12 protein-coding genes and 4 pseudogenes are annotated in these 19,916 nt (G+C 39.7%); 4 read left to right on the plus strand and 12 right to left on the minus strand.

Annotated features, from left to right (window positions below):
• Positions 1 to 250: 250 nt before the first annotated feature.
• Positions 251 to 823: an N-acetyltransferase gene (locus tag JCM21531_RS14245; protein WP_038290898.1), complete on the plus strand. Its 573-nt coding sequence runs from the start codon at positions 251 to 253 to the stop codon at positions 821 to 823.
• Between the two features lie 98 nt (positions 824 to 921).
• Here the strand turns inward: JCM21531_RS14245 and JCM21531_RS14250 are convergent.
• Both JCM21531_RS14250 and JCM21531_RS14255 read right to left on the minus strand, forming a co-directional pair.
• Positions 922 to 2,648: pseudogene (locus tag JCM21531_RS14250) on the minus strand (ABC transporter ATP-binding protein).
• 164 nt (positions 2,649 to 2,812) lie between these two features.
• Positions 2,813 to 3,622: a hypothetical protein gene (locus JCM21531_RS14255; protein WP_038290900.1), complete on the minus strand. Its 810-nt coding sequence runs from the start codon at positions 3,620 to 3,622 to the stop codon at positions 2,813 to 2,815.
• 710 nt (positions 3,623 to 4,332) lie between these two features.
• Between JCM21531_RS14255 and JCM21531_RS14260 the strand changes: the two genes are divergently transcribed.
• Together JCM21531_RS14260 and JCM21531_RS14265 are read left to right on the plus strand one after the other, a co-directional pair.
• Entirely contained in the window at positions 4,333 to 5,376 is a 1,044-nt protein-coding gene (locus JCM21531_RS14260) for an AAA family ATPase (protein WP_038290913.1), read from the plus strand.
• A gap of 20 nt (positions 5,377 to 5,396) precedes the next feature.
• Positions 5,397 to 7,202 carry a DUF2201 family putative metallopeptidase gene (locus JCM21531_RS14265; protein ID WP_038290901.1) on the plus strand — a complete coding sequence of 602 codons (1,806 nt, stop codon included), beginning with the start codon at positions 5,397 to 5,399 and terminating at the stop codon, positions 7,200 to 7,202.
• A 128-nt stretch (positions 7,203 to 7,330) separates the two neighbouring features.
• Here JCM21531_RS14265 and JCM21531_RS14270 read toward each other — a convergent pair whose 3' ends face one another.
• From JCM21531_RS14270 to msrA, 9 genes and pseudogenes are all read right to left on the minus strand, one after another.
• Complete coding sequence (locus tag JCM21531_RS14270) at positions 7,331 to 7,909, minus strand: DJ-1/PfpI family protein (protein ID WP_038290904.1); 579 nt, start codon at positions 7,907 to 7,909, stop codon at positions 7,331 to 7,333.
• Positions 7,910 to 8,047: 138 nt separating this feature from the next.
• Entirely contained in the window at positions 8,048 to 8,260 is a 213-nt protein-coding gene (locus JCM21531_RS14275) for a hypothetical protein (protein WP_038290905.1), read from the minus strand.
• Between the two features lie 88 nt (positions 8,261 to 8,348).
• Positions 8,349 to 10,373, minus strand: a complete 2,025-nt coding sequence (locus tag JCM21531_RS14280; protein ID WP_038290907.1) for a hypothetical protein — start codon at positions 10,371 to 10,373, stop codon at positions 8,349 to 8,351.
• A gap of 438 nt (positions 10,374 to 10,811) precedes the next feature.
• Entirely contained in the window at positions 10,812 to 11,864 is a 1,053-nt protein-coding gene (locus JCM21531_RS14285; RefSeq protein ID WP_038290909.1) for a UvrB/UvrC motif-containing protein, read from the minus strand.
• 70 nt (positions 11,865 to 11,934) lie between these two features.
• Positions 11,935 to 12,066 (minus strand): sigma factor-like helix-turn-helix DNA-binding protein, encoded by a 132-nt coding sequence (locus JCM21531_RS22555; protein WP_369347674.1) that lies wholly within the window; start codon positions 12,064 to 12,066, stop codon positions 11,935 to 11,937.
• Positions 12,063 to 12,458 carry an RNA polymerase sigma factor gene (locus JCM21531_RS14290; protein WP_243467734.1) on the minus strand — a complete coding sequence of 132 codons (396 nt, stop codon included), beginning with the start codon at positions 12,456 to 12,458 and terminating at the stop codon, positions 12,063 to 12,065. Before JCM21531_RS14290 ends, JCM21531_RS22555 begins: the two co-directional genes overlap by 4 nt.
• 444 nt (positions 12,459 to 12,902) lie before the next feature.
• Positions 12,903 to 13,793 (minus strand): NAD(P)/FAD-dependent oxidoreductase, encoded by an 891-nt coding sequence (locus JCM21531_RS14295; RefSeq protein ID WP_369347675.1) that lies wholly within the window; start codon positions 13,791 to 13,793, stop codon positions 12,903 to 12,905.
• Between the two features lie 45 nt (positions 13,794 to 13,838).
• A pseudogene (locus JCM21531_RS22560) lies at positions 13,839 to 14,839 on the minus strand (NADH:flavin oxidoreductase); the annotation flags it as partial.
• 81 nt (positions 14,840 to 14,920) lie between these two features.
• Positions 14,921 to 15,922: a peptide-methionine (S)-S-oxide reductase MsrA gene (gene msrA / locus JCM21531_RS14300; RefSeq protein ID WP_038290911.1), complete on the minus strand. Its 1,002-nt coding sequence runs from the start codon at positions 15,920 to 15,922 to the stop codon at positions 14,921 to 14,923.
• Positions 15,923 to 16,077: 155 nt separating this feature from the next.
• Between msrA and JCM21531_RS25140 the strand changes: the two are divergent.
• Positions 16,078 to 16,300, plus strand: a pseudogene (locus JCM21531_RS25140) (hypothetical protein).
• 77 nt (positions 16,301 to 16,377) lie between these two features.
• Here the strand turns inward: JCM21531_RS25140 and JCM21531_RS14305 are convergent.
• Positions 16,378 to 19,331: pseudogene (locus JCM21531_RS14305) on the minus strand (GH36-type glycosyl hydrolase domain-containing protein).
• Between the last annotated feature and the right edge of the window lie 585 nt (positions 19,332 to 19,916).

The raw sequence follows: 19,916 nt of genomic DNA on the forward strand, positions 1-19,916 counted from the left end.
CCCATTATTTTTTGATAAATAATTTTAATTATTCATTAAAACCATTTATCAACCGTTATTAGCATAGCATATTTTAGCAGGATTCGCAATAGTCTAACCTGATTCTATATTATGCCCCTTTTCATGCTGTTTTAACCTTGGTTTTGACTTGTAATTTAAAAATCGCAGTGATAAAATCAAACATAAAACAGTCTTTTCGTATACTCTATAGTATATCTACAGATAAATATGTTAAAGGGAGTTTGAAACTATGCACATAAAGCAACTTTCAGTAGAAGAAGTCTCACATATATTTAATAATTCAATGCAATTTGATTTTCCTCAAAATGAAATAAGGCCGTTAAACAACATTAAAAAGCTTATGGGACAAAATTCATACCCTTGCTTCGGTCTCTATATCGACGGCATTTTAAAAGCATACGCTTTCTTCTGCCATGCAGCTTCAGGCGAATGCCTGCTGCTTGATTATTATGCCGTAACCCGGACAGAGAGAAGTCAGGGCTATGGAAGCATATTTTTAAAAAATTTGCAAGAAAAGCTCAATAGTTTTTCCGGAATTATAATCGAGCTAGAAAGCCTTAATGCGGCAAAAAACGAAACCCAAAGGATGGAAAGGGAAAGAAGGATATCTTTCTATGAAAGAAACGGCGCACAGAAAACCGGTATTTTCACTAACTTGTTCGACGTGGAATTTGATATATTTTATTTGCCGATAAAGAAGGAATGGTACGATTCCTTTGTTTATAGGGAGCTTGACAAAATTTATGATACTATATTCCCTAAAGAATTCCGCGGAAAGAAAGTATTTATGTCTTACAGATGACCCTCTTATCTTTTGCCCTTTTTTATTCCAATGGCTAAAAAAATTGAACTGCACGAAAGATATAAATTCGTGCAGCTCATAAAACAAGTCAAGTCCTGCTATATTCCGAATTGAACTTCGCACAGATATTTGTATAAGCCGTCCTGTTTTATAAGTTCTTCATGGGTACCGACTCAACAATCTCACCATCCTTTAAAACAAGGATGTTGTCAGCCTGTTTTACCGTAGACAGCCGGTGGGCTATTACTATAATGGTACGGGTCCCTGCCAATTCACCGATTGCCTTCTGAATCTCCGCTTCCGTCTCAACATCAACTGATGCGGTTGCTTCGTCCAATATCAATATTGGAGTGTTTCTAAGAACTGCTCTGGCAATGGACAAACGCTGTTTTTGACCTCCGGAGAGCTTTACTCCCCTTTCACCTATAACAGTGTCATAGCCTTCGGGAAGCTGCATTATAAAATCGTGAGCCCTTGCAATTTTCGCCGCATTCACAATATCCTCAAGGGAAGCTTCCCTCGTTCCGTAAGCAATATTGTCGGCCACACTGCCGTTAAAAAGAAATGTATCCTGAAGCACTATGCTTATTTGATTTCTCAACGAAGATACCGTTATATCTTTAATGTTCATACCGTCAAGAAGAATTTCTCCCGAGATGGGATCATAAAACCTTGCTATCAGGCTGATTATAGTACTCTTTCCCACACCGGTCGGTCCCACCAGTGCTATCATCTGACCGGGCTTTGCGTCAAAGCTTATGCCTTTCAAAACCGGATTTGAAGGAATATAGTGAAAGCTGACATCTTTAAAGGCTATTTCACCTTTGGAATTTGTAATGGTCTTTGCACCTTGACTGTCAACAATATCCGGCTCTGTGTCAATAAGTTCAAACACTCTTTCCGCTCCGGCCGTAGCCTGCTGCAAATCCTCAATTACCCTTGCCAATGTGGTAATAGGTTGGTAAAAAAGCCCCAGAAACATTATAAATCCTACAATATCGGCCGTACTGACGTAGCCTTTCAATGCAAACCATCCGCCAAAAGCCACAACGATAACCGTTCCGAGGGAGCTTGTCATTTCCACCACAGGATGAAATATTGCACTTACCTTCAAGGCATGAAGTATTGCAGAAGTGTATTTTCTTGCTCTTTTTTCAACACGCTTTTTCTCCCTTGACTGCTGGTTGAAAGCCTGAATCTCCTTGATACCCGAAATATTATCCTGCACTACTGCATTGAGGTCCCCAAGTTTGCCTTGCGCCTCTCGAAAATTTGGAAGCACTTTTTTGGTAAATATACCGGAGCCCAGTACCAAAAACGGAATGGGTATAAGGGTAAGAGCCGCAAGTAAAGGATTTATTATGAACAACAGAATTCCGGTACCTACAAGGATAAGTACATTGGTAACAAGGTCCGGAACGGCATGGGCTATTAAAACCTCAAAGGTTGCCGTGTCGTTTATTGCCCTCGACATAAGCTGCCCGGTCTGCTTGTCTTGATAGAAGCTCAAAGACAGCTTTTGCAAATGCTCGTACACAATCACCCTCATGTCCGCAACCAGTCTCCATGCGGCAACATGGCTGAAATACCGGTACAGATAGGTAAAAAACGCCCTTGCAACGTATGCAGCAGTAAGTATGATTGCAATATTGCGTATCTTCGCCATGTCATTGGCGCCTTCTTTGGTCAATATATCAACCAATTCTCTAACTTTCCATGGGGTAACAAGATTGAAGGCTGTAATTGCAAGCAGGCTTATACCGGCGATTATTAAATATTTCCAATATTGGCGTCCTTGTTTCAGTATTCTGATAAAATTCTTCATAGTATGCCCCTCCCCACAAACACGAATGCTCCATAGTAAGTAACCCTTATAAGTTTGATATATTATATCAATTGGTGTTTTGAATCTCAATATATTTTTTGCTTTTTTATAATTTAGGAATATTTGCTTGTCCATATATTAATGGAGAAACAGAAGCAGTAATACTATTCTTTAACCCCGTTATCATACTTTACTTTGTGTTCATCATCAAAATACATCTCAAACGATACTTTGTCTCCGTACTTATCAAGTATTCTTTTCTCAATTCTTTCAAAGCTGTCAAATACATTCTTTTTCTGCTGCTCAGTTAATTTACCAAATCTGTAATTATAAAGGCTTATTCTTATATAAAACCGGTGTAACTCATTAAACAGATAATTCTCAGGCATTACTTTATTTACAGTGAACCACTCTTCTTTAGCCAAAGCATCGTAAAATTTCGGTTTTGGATTACCACTTCTCATGATTGTAACATCAACGGAATTTGCCTCTTCTTCCGTAAGCTCACTTTTTATAATGTCATTATGTATCTCATCGGCAGCCAAATCAAGGGAGATATCCATCAGCTCCAGATAAAATGCCTGCTTCTCGCTATATCTTTCAGGGCTAAAAAGTCCATGTTTACTACTATTAATTATAAAGACGTGATCTGTGATTACTGCAGTCTCTTCTTCCCCATATTTATTCTTAAACCGTATAGTCCAGTTTGTGTATTCGCCAATATCTTCTTTTTCCGAGCCATAATTAGATAAGCTCTCCTTTTTCTCTTTAGAAATGCATTCCCAATTTTCTTCTCCAAAAAACCGGTTCAATTCAAATTTATATTTCTTTGTCCAATCACCGCTGCCAAGCCCAATCGTAATTACTTTCCCGTTTCCAACCGAGATATTAATACTGACTTCATAAAACCAAATTATGCCTATTACCACAATTGCCAATACAAGTATTGATATTATACTTTTGGATTTTTTCATTGCAATTCTCCCGTTAATTGATATTATATCTATAAGTAAAGCTATATCATTATTTCACATATTCAAAGTTACCATATGCAATATATTGCGTCAAATATAAAAAACATCAAAGCGTTGAATTTTCTCATATTCACCTTTTCTTCCCGTTTCATTTAATAAATAGACCATCAAATTATATACAAGAAAAAATCATAAACAGATTCTTTTACAGTTATATGGAGTGATTTACATTTCTTAATCGTCTAACTAAAGAGGATGAGGAAATCAATTTTGAAAAAAGTTAGAGCACTTTGTGAAAATTTAGAATAAATATCCGGCATGCAGTTTATTACACAACATCTCATTTTTGTTACAAGTATTGACTGAAAGGCTAATTTTGTATTAATATTATTAAGGTAAGATTTAGTAATTGATTAATATCAAGTGAAAGGAGTGTTGTAAATGAAAAAAACGATATTCTGCGAGGTGCTTTATATATAACTTAATATCGGACCGAAAGCATTTTGCTGCTTTTTAGGTCGACCTTTATTATGTATAAGTAACCGTCACTTGATAGTAAAATATATACTATTTAAGGCTGCACGATGGATTATCGTGTTTTTTTAATGCCAAAAACAGACCGTGGTTACATATCACGGTATTTTTATGCCCTTTTGAGGGTTAATAAAGTATCAAAATATGAAATATTTGTTGGAAAGGAACTATTATATATGAATATACCGATAACAGTGACACAAAAACAATTATCAGAGTTTCTTTTAAATACAGCAGTAGTAAGGCCGGTCTTCATATGGGGACCTCCCGGCATTGGAAAATCCGCTCTGGTACAGCAGTTTGCCGAATCCTTAGGGCTCCCCTGCGTTTCTCTTCTTGGAAGCCAGCTCGCTCCGGAGGATATTATCGGCGTACCTCAAATCGTTGACGGATTGAGCCGTTTTTGTCCCCCTAAGATGATAGCAAGAAAGGAGCCTTACTGCTTGTTTTTAGATGAATTGAATGCCTGTACTCAAGAGGTTCAAAAGGCATTTTACAGCCTGATTCATGAGCACAGGGTTGGCGAATATGTGCTTCCCGAAGGTTCTATTGTAATCGGTGCCGGCAACAGAGCACAGGACAGTGCCATTGTAAAGCCCATGTCATCGGCCTTGATTAACCGTATGCTGCATGTACAGCTAAAGGTTTCCCATAGAGATTGGCTGGAATGGGCATCGTCAAACGGAATTCACCCCTATGTTTATGAGTATATAACCCTGCGCCCCGACCATCTCTGGACAGAGCCTCCGAAAACCGAAGAGCCCTTCTCCACCCCACGCTCATGGCATATGCTGAGTGACGCATTAAACGAGTATGGGGAGAACTTAACCGATGAGGCTTTGGAAATATTGGCATATAGCTGCCTGTCGCCGCACCATGCAGGACAGTTCAAAGCTTTTATCAAGCAGATAAAAAACCGCTATCAGTTGGCGGCTATCATAGACGGTGAAGAGAGATGGCCGGACAAACCAGAAGACAGGGATGTTCTCTATTTTCTGTCCCAGTCCTTCCGCTCACAGCTTATAAAACAGCTTCCCGGCGAGAAGAATGCAATGAATGAAAAGCAGAAAATGCTCGCCCATAGAGCAAAAGCATTAATTAAGGAGCTTTCTCTCATCAGTCTTGAAATCGCACAGATGGTGGTGTCAAAACACGGTGATGACGAAGGATTGCCCGGCTGGTTCATGGTCGATATTGTCCGGGATTTGCCAAGCTGGTAGAAAGGAAGGAAGATTAGGCGATGGCAAAGAAAAAAGCTTCTTTTAACAAGGATATTGCTTATGAAAACTATGTTAAAGGGTATGAGATTATACAGCAGCATCCTATTTTTTCTCCCCTTCTCTACCACGTTCGCGATATCCGCAGCAAAGGCAATTTATGCCCGGAAAATGGATGGGCGGTAATTACCAGAAATGGATACCTCCATGTTCACCCCACTCGCCAGGGTGAGCCTATGGAATGGGCTTATGTCATTGCCCATTGCTTGCTCCACTTGGGGCTGGGTCATTTTCAGGAAAAATCCGATCCCATCAAATGGAATATTGCCTGTGACTGTTATATTGCAAGGTTTTTGTACGACATGAAACTGGGAAAACCACCGGTGGAAATGCAAAACAGTATAGATTTTCATGTTGCTTCCGAGGAAAAACTATATGCCAATTTTGTCGAAAATGGTGTCCCTCCGTCAATGACCGGCTTTGGCACAGCCGGAGCAAATTGCGGCGATATGATTATGGCACCGAAAAAAACCGATTGGTTCGTGCATAAAATCGACTGGACCGCCTGTTTTGCCCGGGGGCTTTCAATGGCAGTTACCAGTGCCGTTAACGTGGCTGCAGGCAAAGAACCCTTTCTTGGCGCATCCAAGAAATCGCAGACTCCTGCAACCATGGCAAAAAACTGGTTTATCAGCAGCTACCCTCTTTTAGGTGCTTTAGCTGCAAGCTTCACAATTATTGAGGACCCGGTAATTTGTGCCCGCATGGAGGTCTCGGTTGCAGCCGTCAATGCCTATATGAAGGAAATTTATATCAACCCGGCAGCCGGCTTGGATGGATACGAATGCCGTTTTGTAGTGGCTCATGAACTTTTGCACGTTGGTTTAAGCCACCATACAAGGTGTCAGGGCCGTGACCCTTTTTTATGGAATGTTGCATGCGATTACGTTATTAACGGATGGCTGGTAGAAATGGGGCTTGGGGAATTACCCAAAATAGGAGCCCTCTATGACCCCGACCTTAAGGGAATGTCGGCCGAAAGCATATATGACCGGATGGTTATGGATATTCGAAAATACCGGAAGCTCTCAACACTGAGGGGAATCGGTCTGGGGGATATGATTGATAAAGGTAGTCCCGAAGGGTGGGCTTCCAATGATGCAATCACCCTTGATGAATTCTGCCGCCGCTGCTTGCTTCAGGGCCTTTCGTATCATGAGGAGCAAGGCCGCGGTTATATCCCCGCGGGATTGATAGAGGAGATACGGGCATTAAACCAGCCTCCCATCCCTTGGGATGTGGAACTGGCTAAGTGGTTCGACAATTATTTTTCTCCTCTTGAAAAAGTGCGTTCCTATGCCCGTCCCAGCCGCCGCCAATCAGCCAGTCCCGATATTCCCCGTCCCCGTTGGGTACCGGCGGCGGGTGCGGAAGACGGGCGAACCTTCGGTGTCATACTCGATACCTCCGGTTCCATGGACCGGGTTTTGCTGGCAAAGGCATTAGGTACTATAGCCAGCTACAGCATTTCACGGGATGTCCCCTATGTGAGGGTGGTCTTCTGTGATGCGGTAGCCTATGACCAGGGTTATATGGCTCCAGAGGCCATAGCCCAAAGAGTAAAGGTAAAAGGACGGGGAGGGACATTACTGCAGCCGGGTATTGACCTTCTGGAAAAGGCTGAGGATTTCCCCAAAAACGGTCCCCTTTTGATAATTACCGACGGTTATTGTGAGCCTTTGAGGATTCACAGGGAGCATGCTTTTTTGATACCGAAAGGCCACACACTTCCTTTTCTCCCGCGGGGAAAGGTGTTTAGGTTCAGTTGACGGCACAAAACAGGATTCATATTATCGGACGTATATTGTATTATACAAGTAAAAAATGTGGAAGAAACCTTGTGAAGCTTAAGTCTCTTCCACATTTTTAGCATTTTCTTATCTTTATTTCCCGTCTTTTATATCTTTATTTCCGCGCCAAGTACCTTCAAAAGCTTTGCAAGCCAATCAGGATGTGCCGGCCAGGCCGGTGCTGTAACCAGATTACCGTCCACATGGGCCTTATCCAAGTCCACACTTATGTATTCACCGCCTGCTGCTTCAACATCAGGGCCAACAGCAGGATATGCGGCGCATTGTCTGCCCTTTAGGATACCGGCAGCAACAAGTACCTGAGGTCCATGACATATTGCAGCAATAGGTTTGTTTTCCTTGTCAAAATGCTTTACGATTTCCAAAACTCTTTTGTTGAGCCTTATATATTCCGGAGCACGCCCGCCGGGAATCACAAGAGCATCGTAACTATTCTCATCCACCTCGTCAAAGGTTGCATTCAAGGCAAAATTGTGACCCCTTTTTTCACTGTAAGTCTGGTCGCCCTCAAAATCGTGTATTGAAGTGCGAACCGCATCCCCGGCTTTTTTGTCAGGGCAAACAGCATGGACAGTATAACCTGCCATCAGAAGAGCTTGAAACGGAACCATTACTTCATAATCCTCAACAAAATCTCCTACCAGCATAAGTATCTTCTTAGCCATATTATAGCCCCCTTGTATAAATTTGTTTATAGGACTATTATAACAAAAGTTAAAATGTAATTCCATAAATTTCTTATCAGTGAAACTATAAGCAGTAAGCCAAATTGCTTTTCCGGAATGTGCAAAGAGCTAAAGAACTTAGTGAAAGTTCTTTAGCTCTTCATCTGTTAAGGTATCTACAAAAAGGTTGGGCAGTTCATTCTCGTTGGCACATCCCTGAGCATAATACCAGTCAAATACCTGTTTTTCAACTTCTTTTAGGCTTCCTTTGACGCTGTAGGGATATACTGCCACAAGTTCGTTTGTAATCTTGCTTTTTAACCCTACTTTTACAGGTTCACTCTCTGTCATGGTAACAAGTCTGCCTTTCAAATAATATTTGCATTGTTGCAATATTAGAATTTCTCAAAGCCGCTTCATTTATTCATAAAAGTTATTTTTAAATTGACAACTCCTTGTAATTGTAAAATATCTTGTCGCTCATGCATGCCCATTCAGTCATTGGTTCGGGAATCTTATTCGCATAGTTTTTGTCATTGGTATAATAATAAATACCGTCATCTTCAATAATAGCAGCATATATATGCTCTTTAGATATAATGTACCAACAACGTCCGCTATAACCTCTCAAATAGGACTGTCCGGCCTTTACTTCTTCACCGTTCCAAGTCAGTTCCCAATAAAACACATACGATGTATACATAATAAAGTCGCTATATTTATCGCCCACAAGTTCCCTAAACAATTTATCTTGCTCTTCTGTCTCTACAATGCCAACCTCCATTGCCGTAGGCATTTTAATGTCTATCTCGCCCCTTACATAATCGGAGCCAAATTCCACCCCTGCCCCGCAATAAAAACTGTAATCATTAGAATCTAAATGCAATGAATCATTTTCAATCGTAAACTTAAACACAACATTCTCGTCCTTTGAAAAATAAGTCTTATCTTTAAATGCAGTTCTTGCAACATTATTTTCTATAATACCAAAGCCGTCCAAGATGCCCGAGTGGGTACCGTTAAAAGCAGACAGGCTATAAAAGATTAAATCATCAAACAGCACTTTTATTTCTGCTCGGGAACCGGCAAAATACCCGGACTCTTTGCCGGTCCAGTAGCCCTCAAACTTCTTGCTGTTTGCACCCGGCTGTTTTGGCGCAGCGATACTTGCACTCTCTCTTATCAGATACAGAGGATAAATAACATCATCCTTTATCCAACACCCCTGTATGTAGTCATCTGTCCTGAATATTCCTAAGATTTTTCCGTTTACATCCGTATCTTCCGAAAGATACACCGTCCGATAATCTTTCATTTCAATAAAATCATCAATATAGCCTTCCAGTTTTATACTTGTTTTATACTCATCATAATAATAAACGCCGGAAACCTTGTCTTCTGAAATATTAATCTTTGCATGTACCGGTTTATTACCAATAAAGCCCGCAAACCAACCGTCAGTAGAATTTTGGCTTGAAACCCCGGCAACATTTGCACCGGTTATATCTGTTATCTGCCATTTGTTAGATTTTTTCGCCAAGTCAAACGTCATAGTCTCGGACCCCAAAGTCACCCTAACCTTAGCTGTGTTTCCCTTCTCATCTACATCATAATCTATATTATCAATTTGCAAAGCATTTATCCAGTCCTCCAAATTTTTCAACGTTATTTTCCTGTTTGATATATTAAGTTCGCTTAATCTTTGGAAAACCCCATCAATCTTCTCTTCGTAACTGTTTAATACATTTAGCTTTAAAAACTGGGAAACAACATCCCGGGGATTATCCGGATAATCGTTAAGCTGTATTTTGGCTGAATCAAATACAAAATCTTTACCGTTCCACTTATAAAATCTAGATACATAAAAATGAAACACATCATAGCTATATGTGTTTTGAACATATCCGTCATAGAAGCCATCCTTGTTGGTATCTACCAAGTGGTCATCACCGGCTCCTGTAGCAGATGCACTATATTCTATCTCTATAATTTCATTTCCGTCTATTTCATACAATGCAAATCCCGATAATGCGCTTCCATTTGTAAGGCTTTCCAAAATATATTTCTGTTTTTTATTTTGCATTTCTACTATTTCAATACCTGATGTTCCATAGGGGCCTCCTCCAAGCTCTCCTATTTTTTGCAATTCACCCGAGAGGTCTTCTCTTATCACAAAAATTTTAAGTCCGTAATCTGCTTCACATGCAATTACAATTTCCGTTTTTCCGTCTAAATCAATGTCCTCCTCTATAATTTTCTCCACATCTTTATCTATTCCCAGAAAATCCATATACTTCTTATATCCTGCCTTAGTCTGGGTCGGAAGTATATTCGGGGATTGCTCCGGGCTTTGAGTGTATATTTCATTTTGATTCGGCTCTTTCGGTTTGCCGGATGAACAGCCGGTAAGTAGCAAAGCAAAGAATATCAAAGCAAAAAATATTGAAAGAGAAATTCTTTTCATAACACACAGCTCCCTCATTGAGAATATTATTCCTTACGTACAGCCTTCTTGCCATAGACATTAGCTTTCATTTGCCTTTGCAGATATTCTATTTACATCTATACGTCAAAGATTTCATGGCTGACACTGAATAAATTATTATATAAGGAAATGACTGGAATCAAATCTGCAAATACTTCCATTTACTTTAATGACGTAATTATACTGCTAATTATTTTTCGTGTCAATCTGCCTGAAACTTTAATCCTCCAATCTTGCAGGTTCAGTTATATTGAGCATCAAAGAATTCCGAAGGTGTAAACATAAAGCATATTTATCGTCACAGCATTAAACAGCATAAAAAAAGAGGCTCTAACTCCGTAATTTCAAGGAATTATCGCCTCTCTAATTTACTATAACTGTTGAATGGATATTATCGGAAAGGCAAGCCGTAAATACTTATTTTATCTGCGAAAAATCAAAGGTATCGGCAAATTCCTGTAAGTCCTCAGCCGTTATGCCTCCTGATTCCGGATTCCTTCCTGTAAGCACGTTTATTGCAACGTATGAATTTTGCAAATCTGCAATAACCAGTGCTTTAGTGTCACCAAGGGCCAATGAAACCTTCTGCCCGCTGCTTGTCTTGTATTCCCACTCTGTGTAAGAACTTGCATCACCGACGTTAAGATAAGTAGCGGAAAAAGTGCCTTTTACATAGTTTCCAAACTGATAATCAATGTGTGTGCCGTTCCTAAGCAGTGCTTCCCCATCATAATGAAATGTGCCGTCGTCGTAAACATAGCCGCTCAAAACTGTATTGGCATTTTTGGCAAACTCACCTATATTGGCCTCTTCTATTAATTCTTTTTGATTGTTGACAATCGTGATGGAGTTATGCAGTTTAAGCTGATATTTAGCAACAATTTCCTCCAATTTTTCGGCCATATCCCGTGTGTAAACCATGTACAACGGGTATTTCTCTGTAAATTCATTGGAGCCATTCCCTACCTCACTCAAAAATTTTCCATCGGTATCATATCCTGCAAGGAACAAATTCCATTCAGCACTGGCTTTGTATTCATTGCTGTCGGGATACCCTTGCAGGGCAATCAAGTCCATTTTTTCTTGTACATAGCCACCGGTAGACACTTCAACGTCACTTGCCGAATCAGCAATGTCTGAATTTTCTGTTATAGCGGCTTCGTTATTACTGTTTTTGAAAACCAAGTCCCTTACACCATACCAGCGAGTAGCCAGAGCAGTAATACCAAGAGTTGCAGTAACAGCCGCAATAGCAACTATACTAATAATCTTTTTCATAGATTTTTGACCTCCTGATTTTTGATTGCTTCTCTCTATAATTTTCTCAACAAATTGAGCCGGCATCACAGTATCAGCTTCCATGCCTTTCTGCATCCGGAACAATTGATCCGAAATTTTGTCTGCTTTTTCGATATCATTACGCCGTACAGCTTTTTCCAATTCATTTTTCAATTTTGAAATATTATCCATAATGAATTCCCTCCACCTTCTAGGTAAAGCGCTTTACACTTTATATATATTTAAATTTGTCCAATGTAACTTACTTTTCACCAATCTTCATTTTTTTGACAATACCCTGTATTTCTTTTCTTAGTCTTACCAGCCGCATGCGCATGGCCGTCTCACTGACCCCTTGCTCAGAAGCAATTTCTTTTATAGACTTACCCTCTATATAACGCTGTTATATAGATTGTGCTGGTTTATATTAAGATTTCCGATTACTTGCCCGGTATAAGCCGTTTCGTCGATTTGACGGTCTAATTCGTTTAAAAGTGTTTCACATAAATCGGAATCGTCTTTGGGAATATTTTCAGGCAGGTAGTCCACTGTAGAAATCTTTTGACGTTTTAATTGCTTTAAATAAGTAGCCGTCATATTCCGCGCCGTTTTGTACAGAAATGCAGCAGGTTTTTCATGCTGTAAAAAGGCTTCACCTTTTTCATACGCAATCAGAAAAACCTCTTGGATTAAATCCTCTGTAGACTCCTTGCTCCCTGTCATTGAAAATATATATTTATAAATTCTACTGTAATTTTCTTGGCAAAGCTCCTCAAAAGTTTTCATTTTGTCCACCTCTATTATATTTATATACGTTTTTGGCTGATGTAACAAAATTTTTTAGGTGGATAACTCAAGTTATTTTTTACAGCTTTCGGCAAAAACAGTGATATACCATAGATTTGGTCTTTTGATAATGTTAACATAAAAACTCCTTCCCGGATAGTATTTTTATAATTACTATTGAGAAGGAGCATTTTGATTCTATTACACGCAGATTTTCAGACATTCTCTTTTGAGAATACAGTAGAAATCACAATCTTCCATTCCACATTTTTACATCACTTGTTTTGTAAAGTGAATTTTTTAAGGACTATTGTGAACCAATATTTCACCATCTGCTGACATTATATTTTTCTATTATATTATGCCAATCCCCATGGGCCGGCATGTTCCTGTAATTACTATTATAATATGAGTCAGTGTATGCTTTTTTCTGTAGCTTAACCGTCATATATCTACAGCCACTTGGTATGCTTCCTGTATTGCATCAATAAACTTTCTTGCTTTGATGCAGTCACCAATTCTATATACTTCATCGAACTCATTTACAAGTTCATTGTACAAACTGTCATCCGCCTTTAATCCCGTAGCAATTACCACAGTATCGCAGGTCATCTCCTTCTTATTTCCATTTGTATCCTCAACAATAATACCCGTATCCGTTATTTCTGTGAGCTTAAGTCCGCCTTTGGTCTCTATTCCTTTACTTCTTAGGGCTTCAAGCAGCGAAAATCTAGCCATGAAAATAACGTCTTGCGCTACCTCCGGAAGCATATCTATTATGGCTACCTTCTTTCCTTTCTGTGCAAGGTGCAATCCCGTCTCGCAGCCTACCAGGCCTCCACCAACGATAATTACATTTTGCCCTGTATCCTGGCCTTCTTTAAGCATCTTGGTAGCTATCCTCACATTCGGTCTGTCAATGCCCGGAACTTCAGGAATTGCAGGTACGGAACCTGTTGCAACCACAACTGCGTCCGGATTTAGCTCCTTCACCAATTCTTTTGTCGCCCGGGTGTTGTACTTTACCTTCACATTGGAGTTTTTAATCTCCCTTATTAGATGCTTGCAGTAAGAGTCAACCTCTTTCTTGTGATCCATTATAGCTCCTTCAAGGAGGTGTCCTCCAAGCTTTGACGTACTCTCAAGCAGAGTAACGTCATGCCCTTTTTCTTCAGCCATCTTTGCAAACGCCATACCTGCCATTCCTCCGCCTATTACAAGCACGTTTTTAGGCTTCTTTGCCGGAAGTATCGGACTTAAATACTCTTTACCGAGAACAGGGTTTACACTGCATGCGGCAAACTGTCCGAAGAATATCCTGTTAATGCACTGCATGCACCGTACACAAGGCACAATGTCCTCTTTCTTATCTGAACGTACCTTGTTCACCCACTCAGGGTCGGCCAAAAGGGCCCTTCCGAGACCCACAAAATCAAGTTTGCTTTCTTCCACCAGTTTATTGGCAAGCACCGGATCCGAAATGTTGCCATCGGAAATCACCTGTATTCCAACCTGTTCTCTGACTTTAGCTGCATAGTCGACAGAAACACCATCTTCCATATATTCAGTAGGTATAAGAAGATTCATGTTGTCATAGCTTCCCCGTCTGAGATGCAATGTATCTATGCCTATATTTTTAAGTCTCTTTGCAATCTCTATTGTCTCGTCAAGCTCCCTTCCTCCAGGGAACCCATGGTCCAACGCCAATCCCACAATCATAGGAAAATCATTTCCGACATTCTTTCGTGCACTCTCAATGCATTCCAGTAAAAACCGCATTCGATTTTCAAGCTTCCCCCATATTCATCTGTTCTGTGGTTCCAAACTGAAGAAAGGAATTGGTCTCCGAGATATGCGGTAAAGTGGACATAAATTATGTCAAATCCCGCCTGCTTTGCCAATCCTGCAGCCCTTCCATAGGCCTCCACAAGCCCGTGTATCTCATCCTTGGTAAGCTCCCGCGTTTTAACCCCGGGCATACCCAGTATTTCAATTTCCGAAGGTCCCACAGGCCATCTGTCTTTCAATGTTGCATCTGCCAGCCTTCCGGTACCCGGGGACAATTCAATGGCAATTTTTGCATCATACCTGTGAGCCATTTCGGTTATTTCATTAAAATACTTTATCTGACTTACAGTATCAAGAGTGGCATAGCCGTAGGTAAGAGGATAAGGGTCAATGTTTTTTTCCGCCTTGACGTGGGTTGTAATTATAAGCCCCACTCCACCTTTTGCCCGTGCATTGTAATATTCAAAATATCTCTCGGAAAGCACTGCGGGGTCCCCCACAGAAAAATCGGTATTCATAGGGGACATTACCAGCCGGTTTTTTATCTTTAGCTTTCCAATATATCCAGGTTCAAAAAGTTTGTCATATGCCATTTATCTTCCTCCTCAAACTATATGATAACTATAGTTTGTGGGAAAAAAGCAAAATGATACATGAAATCAAACTGCCGTTAACTACCGCCCAAATAGATTAAGATACTCCCCGTAGCCTTCCTTTTCCATGTCTTCCACCGGTATAAAGCGCAGAGCCGCAGAATTTATGCAGTATCTCATGCCTGTAGGAGCCGGGCCGTCGGTAAATACATGACCTAGGTGAGAATCTGCGTGTTTGCTTCTTACCTCAGTACGTATCATCAAATGGCTTCTGTCAATCCTTTCTTTAATATTCTCCTTAACTAGGGGTTTGGTAAAACTTGGCCATCCGCATCCTGAATCAAACTTATCCAACGAACTGAACAACGGTTCACCGGATACAATATCTACATAAATTCCATCTTTTTTATTATCCCAGTATTCGTTATCAAAGGGCGGCTCTGTAGCATTTTCCCGAGTAACCTGATACTGTAGTTCGGTCAACTTTTTCTTTAAAGTCTCGTCATCCAATTTCGGATATTGCTTTTTGCTTATTCCCCTTATCTTGCAAGCCTTCTCTATATATGCCTCTCTCCCCGAGCCAATCTTATAACTTTTATAATGCTCAGGATTTTTCAAATAATAATCCTGATGATACTCTTCCGCAGGGTAAAACTTAGATGCCTTTATTATCTTTGTTGCAATGGGCTTGTCAAAGTACCCTTCACTTTCGAGTCTTCTCTTGGATGCTTCGGCAAGCTCCCTTTGCTCCTCATCATAGTAAAAAATTGCAGTCCGATATTGTGTCCCCTTGTCGGCAAACTGCCCTTCCGGGTCCGTTGGGTCAACCTGACTCCAGAAAACGTCAAGAAGCTCTTCGTATCCCACAACTTCAGGATCATAACTAATTTGCACTGCCTCATAGTGCCCCGTATTTCCCGAACAAACCTGCTCATAGGTTGGATTTTCAACATGCCCTCCGGTATATCCGGCAATCACTTTATATACACCTTCAAGCTCCTTAAACGGAGGAACCATACACCAAAAACATCCTCCTGCAAAAGCAGCCAGTTTAAGCTTGGATTCTTCAAATCTATTACTCATGACAAATTCCTCCCCAACCTTTTGATTTTGGAAAAAATCAAAATAATATAATATTATTAATACCATCAAAATGCATCAACATATCAAATACCAAGACGACCATTTATAATTTCCCTTCGATTGAGCAATAATATGTATGAGAAAGGAATGATACTATGAAGAATCATAAAAAGCAGGATTCACTTTTTTATAAATACAATATCGCCACCGGACGAAGTAAAACGCGTTTCCGATAAACCTGTAGGCAATGCAGGAAAAGACCCTTTCTGCGTTTATGACCACAAAAGGCATGCTGTAGGTTCAATAATAGAAAATGAAGACGGTTCTAAAACAGTATGCACAAAAGACGGTTCTTGGCAAAATACCAAACAACACTAGCCACAAATCGTAAAAAAACCTTGACCACCACATGTGGCCAAGGTTTTTCTTTAGCAATTGATGTTCAATCCAATGTTTTATTTAAACTGAAGAGTCACCGTATGTTCTTTTTCATCTGTAAACATTGGAATGATTGCGCTGTCAGCCTTTTTGCCGTCAATGAGAAGTTCATATTCCGAACTCTCCATCCTTGCAAAACCAGCAGGCTTTGAAATACTAAATTTATACGAACATTTCGGTGCCTTTAACACAAAATTCAGTTGGGTTTCTTCTTCGCGAAGTATTGGATTGAAAGAAATTCCCTCTTTGATATATTCTATTCCTGCCAAAGATATAAGAGTCAAGTTAAGCCAAGTTGCCGTACCGCTCAACAAAGGCCCGATATTTTCTCCTGTCTCGGTATTGATATACTGTGTGCATATCCTTGGGTTTCCTGCAACTTGGAACGGATTTTCAAGGTTTTTATAAGGCAGTACCAAGTCCACCATAAAGTATGCTATTCTCGTCATTTCTTTAGCAAGCTCATTGTCCTTAACTTTCTTAGCAGCTTTTACAAGCGCAGCAGCTGCCATCATTGAAGCATGTTTGAAAACAGCACCGTTTTCTCTGTCACCGAAGAAATAATGTCCTGTTGCAGTATCATGTGCAAGCTTGTTTAAATCTGCTGGAGATATCAAACGCAAGCCGCATTTTGTCAGCAAGTATTTTTTGATGGTATCTACCATTATTCCTATTTGCTCATCGGTTGCAACATCGGACAATACTGACCACGAGAAGCTATTTAAGAAGTACACACCGTCAATGTTCGGATCATCGGAAAGCTTATCGCCTTTTGCTCCCAAGTAAGTATAGGAGCCATCCTTGTACCTATTTAACAGAACACGGGCAAAGAAGTTTTTTTTCCAAGCATGTTCCTGAATTCTATTGTAAATCACTTTTGACAATTCGCTCATTTCTTGAGTCAGCTTTGCATCCTGATCCAAAGCTGCAATTTCAGCCAAATGGTCAATTGCCAGCTTCAAGAGGAAAGCATTCATTACACTTTCGGAATGATCACTTACAAAGCGGTCTCCATACTTGCCGTTTGTCTTCTTTAACTGCTCGTAGTACAATTTTTCTTTGGTTGCACCGTCTATATAATTATTGTCGATTTTCAAGCAATCGTTCCAGTCTGCATGGTCCAAAAGCGGAAGTCCGTGATCACCAACAGAAATACAAGCAGAATACTGAATGATAGCCTTCAATGTATCCCGTACAGCTCTCTTTTCGTTATTTCCGTCGGCAACCGGTACTTCTTCATTTAATACGGAAGTATCCTTTGTGTAAACAATATACCTGTAATATGCTTGTAAGAGCCAGAGACTATCATCAGAATACAGGCCCGGCTGCTTGCCCACCCAATAGAAGTTATGGTTTGCATAACCCATTTTATAGACATTTGCAGTCCATTCAAACAACAGGTCTCTGACAAATTCTTGGTATCCTATGTTTATGAAATAGTACATAGATGCAAACATATCTTGAATTTCCCTAAATCCGATTTCACGGTATCCTTTCTGTGTCTGACAGAAAGAACGGGACATAAACGTTTGATATAATATCTGGAATGATAAGTTCTTGTTAAATCCGGAATCAAACAGTTTATTTCCTGTCTGGAATTCAAAATATTTGCAGTAATTTTCATGGAAGTTGATAATTTCATTCAACGTTTCTTCTACAGCTTCACTTTTTTCAAAGTAGCTAAGCAAATTCTCCAATTCATTGCACATTATTGCATCGCTGTAATTCTCGTTATCCTTGCTTGAAGACAAGCCGGTAAATGTATCTATTACAACTGTTTTACCTGCTTCAACCGTAAACGGTGAACCCAATGCAAAGAATCCCGGGCCTTTACGGTTCAGCTTGTTATTTAAATTGTATCCGCCTGATGGATGCTCCAATGTACCTTTACCTATAAAATCGTTGTAGTCGGTACAAAAACTTTGCGGGAAAGACTTCTTGTCCCCATTGCGGACAATCATGCTGACAAATCTTGTATCTTGCTTAAACTCTTCAGGATAATAATCCGGAGTTATTCCGATAAACTCACCCTTGTCATTGTAAAGGGCAGCACTTTGCATAATAACATTTGTATATGTAACATCTTCAAAAATAGCATGAGTAGCACCTGTTCCGAACATTCCCATATATGTAATGGACAAATTCCTTGCTTTGTCCGATGCATTTTTCACTTCAATTCTCTGCAATTCTGTTGCAAGTGGGAATCCTTTTTTATGAGGTACCAAGAAAATTGTTCTTGTAATTTCCAAATTGCAAGCCGTTTTATATTTTATTACTGTGCGGTTGCATAAGTGTTTGCATGTAGCCTCAACAATATTTTCATCAATTAACGCAGAGTAAAAAATCTGTTTGCCGTTCTCATATAAATAGAACTGTCTGTTTGCCGGAAAACCGTTTTCTCCTGGCGAACATCAAATCTGGTAGCCAATACTTGGGTTGCCGCATGGGAACGGAATGAACCCCTTCCGAACCTGTCAACCACGCTTTTCGGAGTTGTTTGCAATGTTCTCTTAAAACCAAGCCTGTTTCCCAAAAGCAAATTCACATAAAAATGCGGACCGGGAGCCGGTTTTAAAAGGTCGATTACATGCTCTCCGTCTTCGGTCAAATAACCGGCCCAATGTTTTACATCACCTACTGTAGCCCGGATAGCTTTATCTACATCCTGAGGTACTTCAATTTTTTTACCGTCTTCGAGCACTATGCTAAACTGCTTTCCATCATCAACAAAACAAACCGACTGATTAGTCATAAACTGTTTTACATATTCCAAAACTATGCAATTTTCCAGAAGAACCTGCATTACCGGTGCCTTCATAGGCAAATTTGCAATACCTATTACATTTTTAAAAGTAGCATCACTAAAAACTGCATCTGAAAAATCGCCCAGAATAATTTTGCTTCCAAACTTTTGAGTTAATAAATCAACAGGTGTTATTTTATTATTTCTGGATGTTACTTTAGTAATCATAAACCATTCTCCTACCAACAAAATATTAGTTTCAAACCCTACCTAGGCTAATTCAGAACAATTATCTCATATGGTATTTTAATTGTCAATATTAGATAAATGTGTGCTTTTTCGTTCTAATACATCTGCTTTTTAAGCCTCAAGGCGAGCAGTTATTTCCTCAATATTGATATATAGTTTAAATTCTCTATGTAAAATTTGTTAAAAATCTGAAACTTTCTCCACTTTCAAGGGCATCCTTTACTGATTTAATTGCAATATCATCAATATATTGGACATCGCGTATTTTAGATATTTGCATTTTTGACGCTACTTGTCTCATCAATTCTGTATTAGTCGGAGTTGTCATGCCTCACGTGCTTTTTACTCCCGATGGTTCGGTACTTTCGGAAACGTCTTTATTCTTATCGCAGAGTGGTAAAGTCAGTAGTAATAAAAGCATTGCAAAAATAAGTTTTTTCATGACTTTTATCTTTATCAAAGTATGTATACTATCGATTCCACTTCCAATTTATACTATAGTATAATTTGCACTTAAACCCTATCACCTTATTACATTTTTGTTCTAATCACATCGAATAACTA

The organism is Acetivibrio straminisolvens JCM 21531, from assembly GCF_000521465.1.
In the GTDB taxonomy this organism is placed as follows: domain Bacteria; phylum Bacillota; class Clostridia; order Acetivibrionales; family Acetivibrionaceae; genus Hungateiclostridium; species Hungateiclostridium straminisolvens.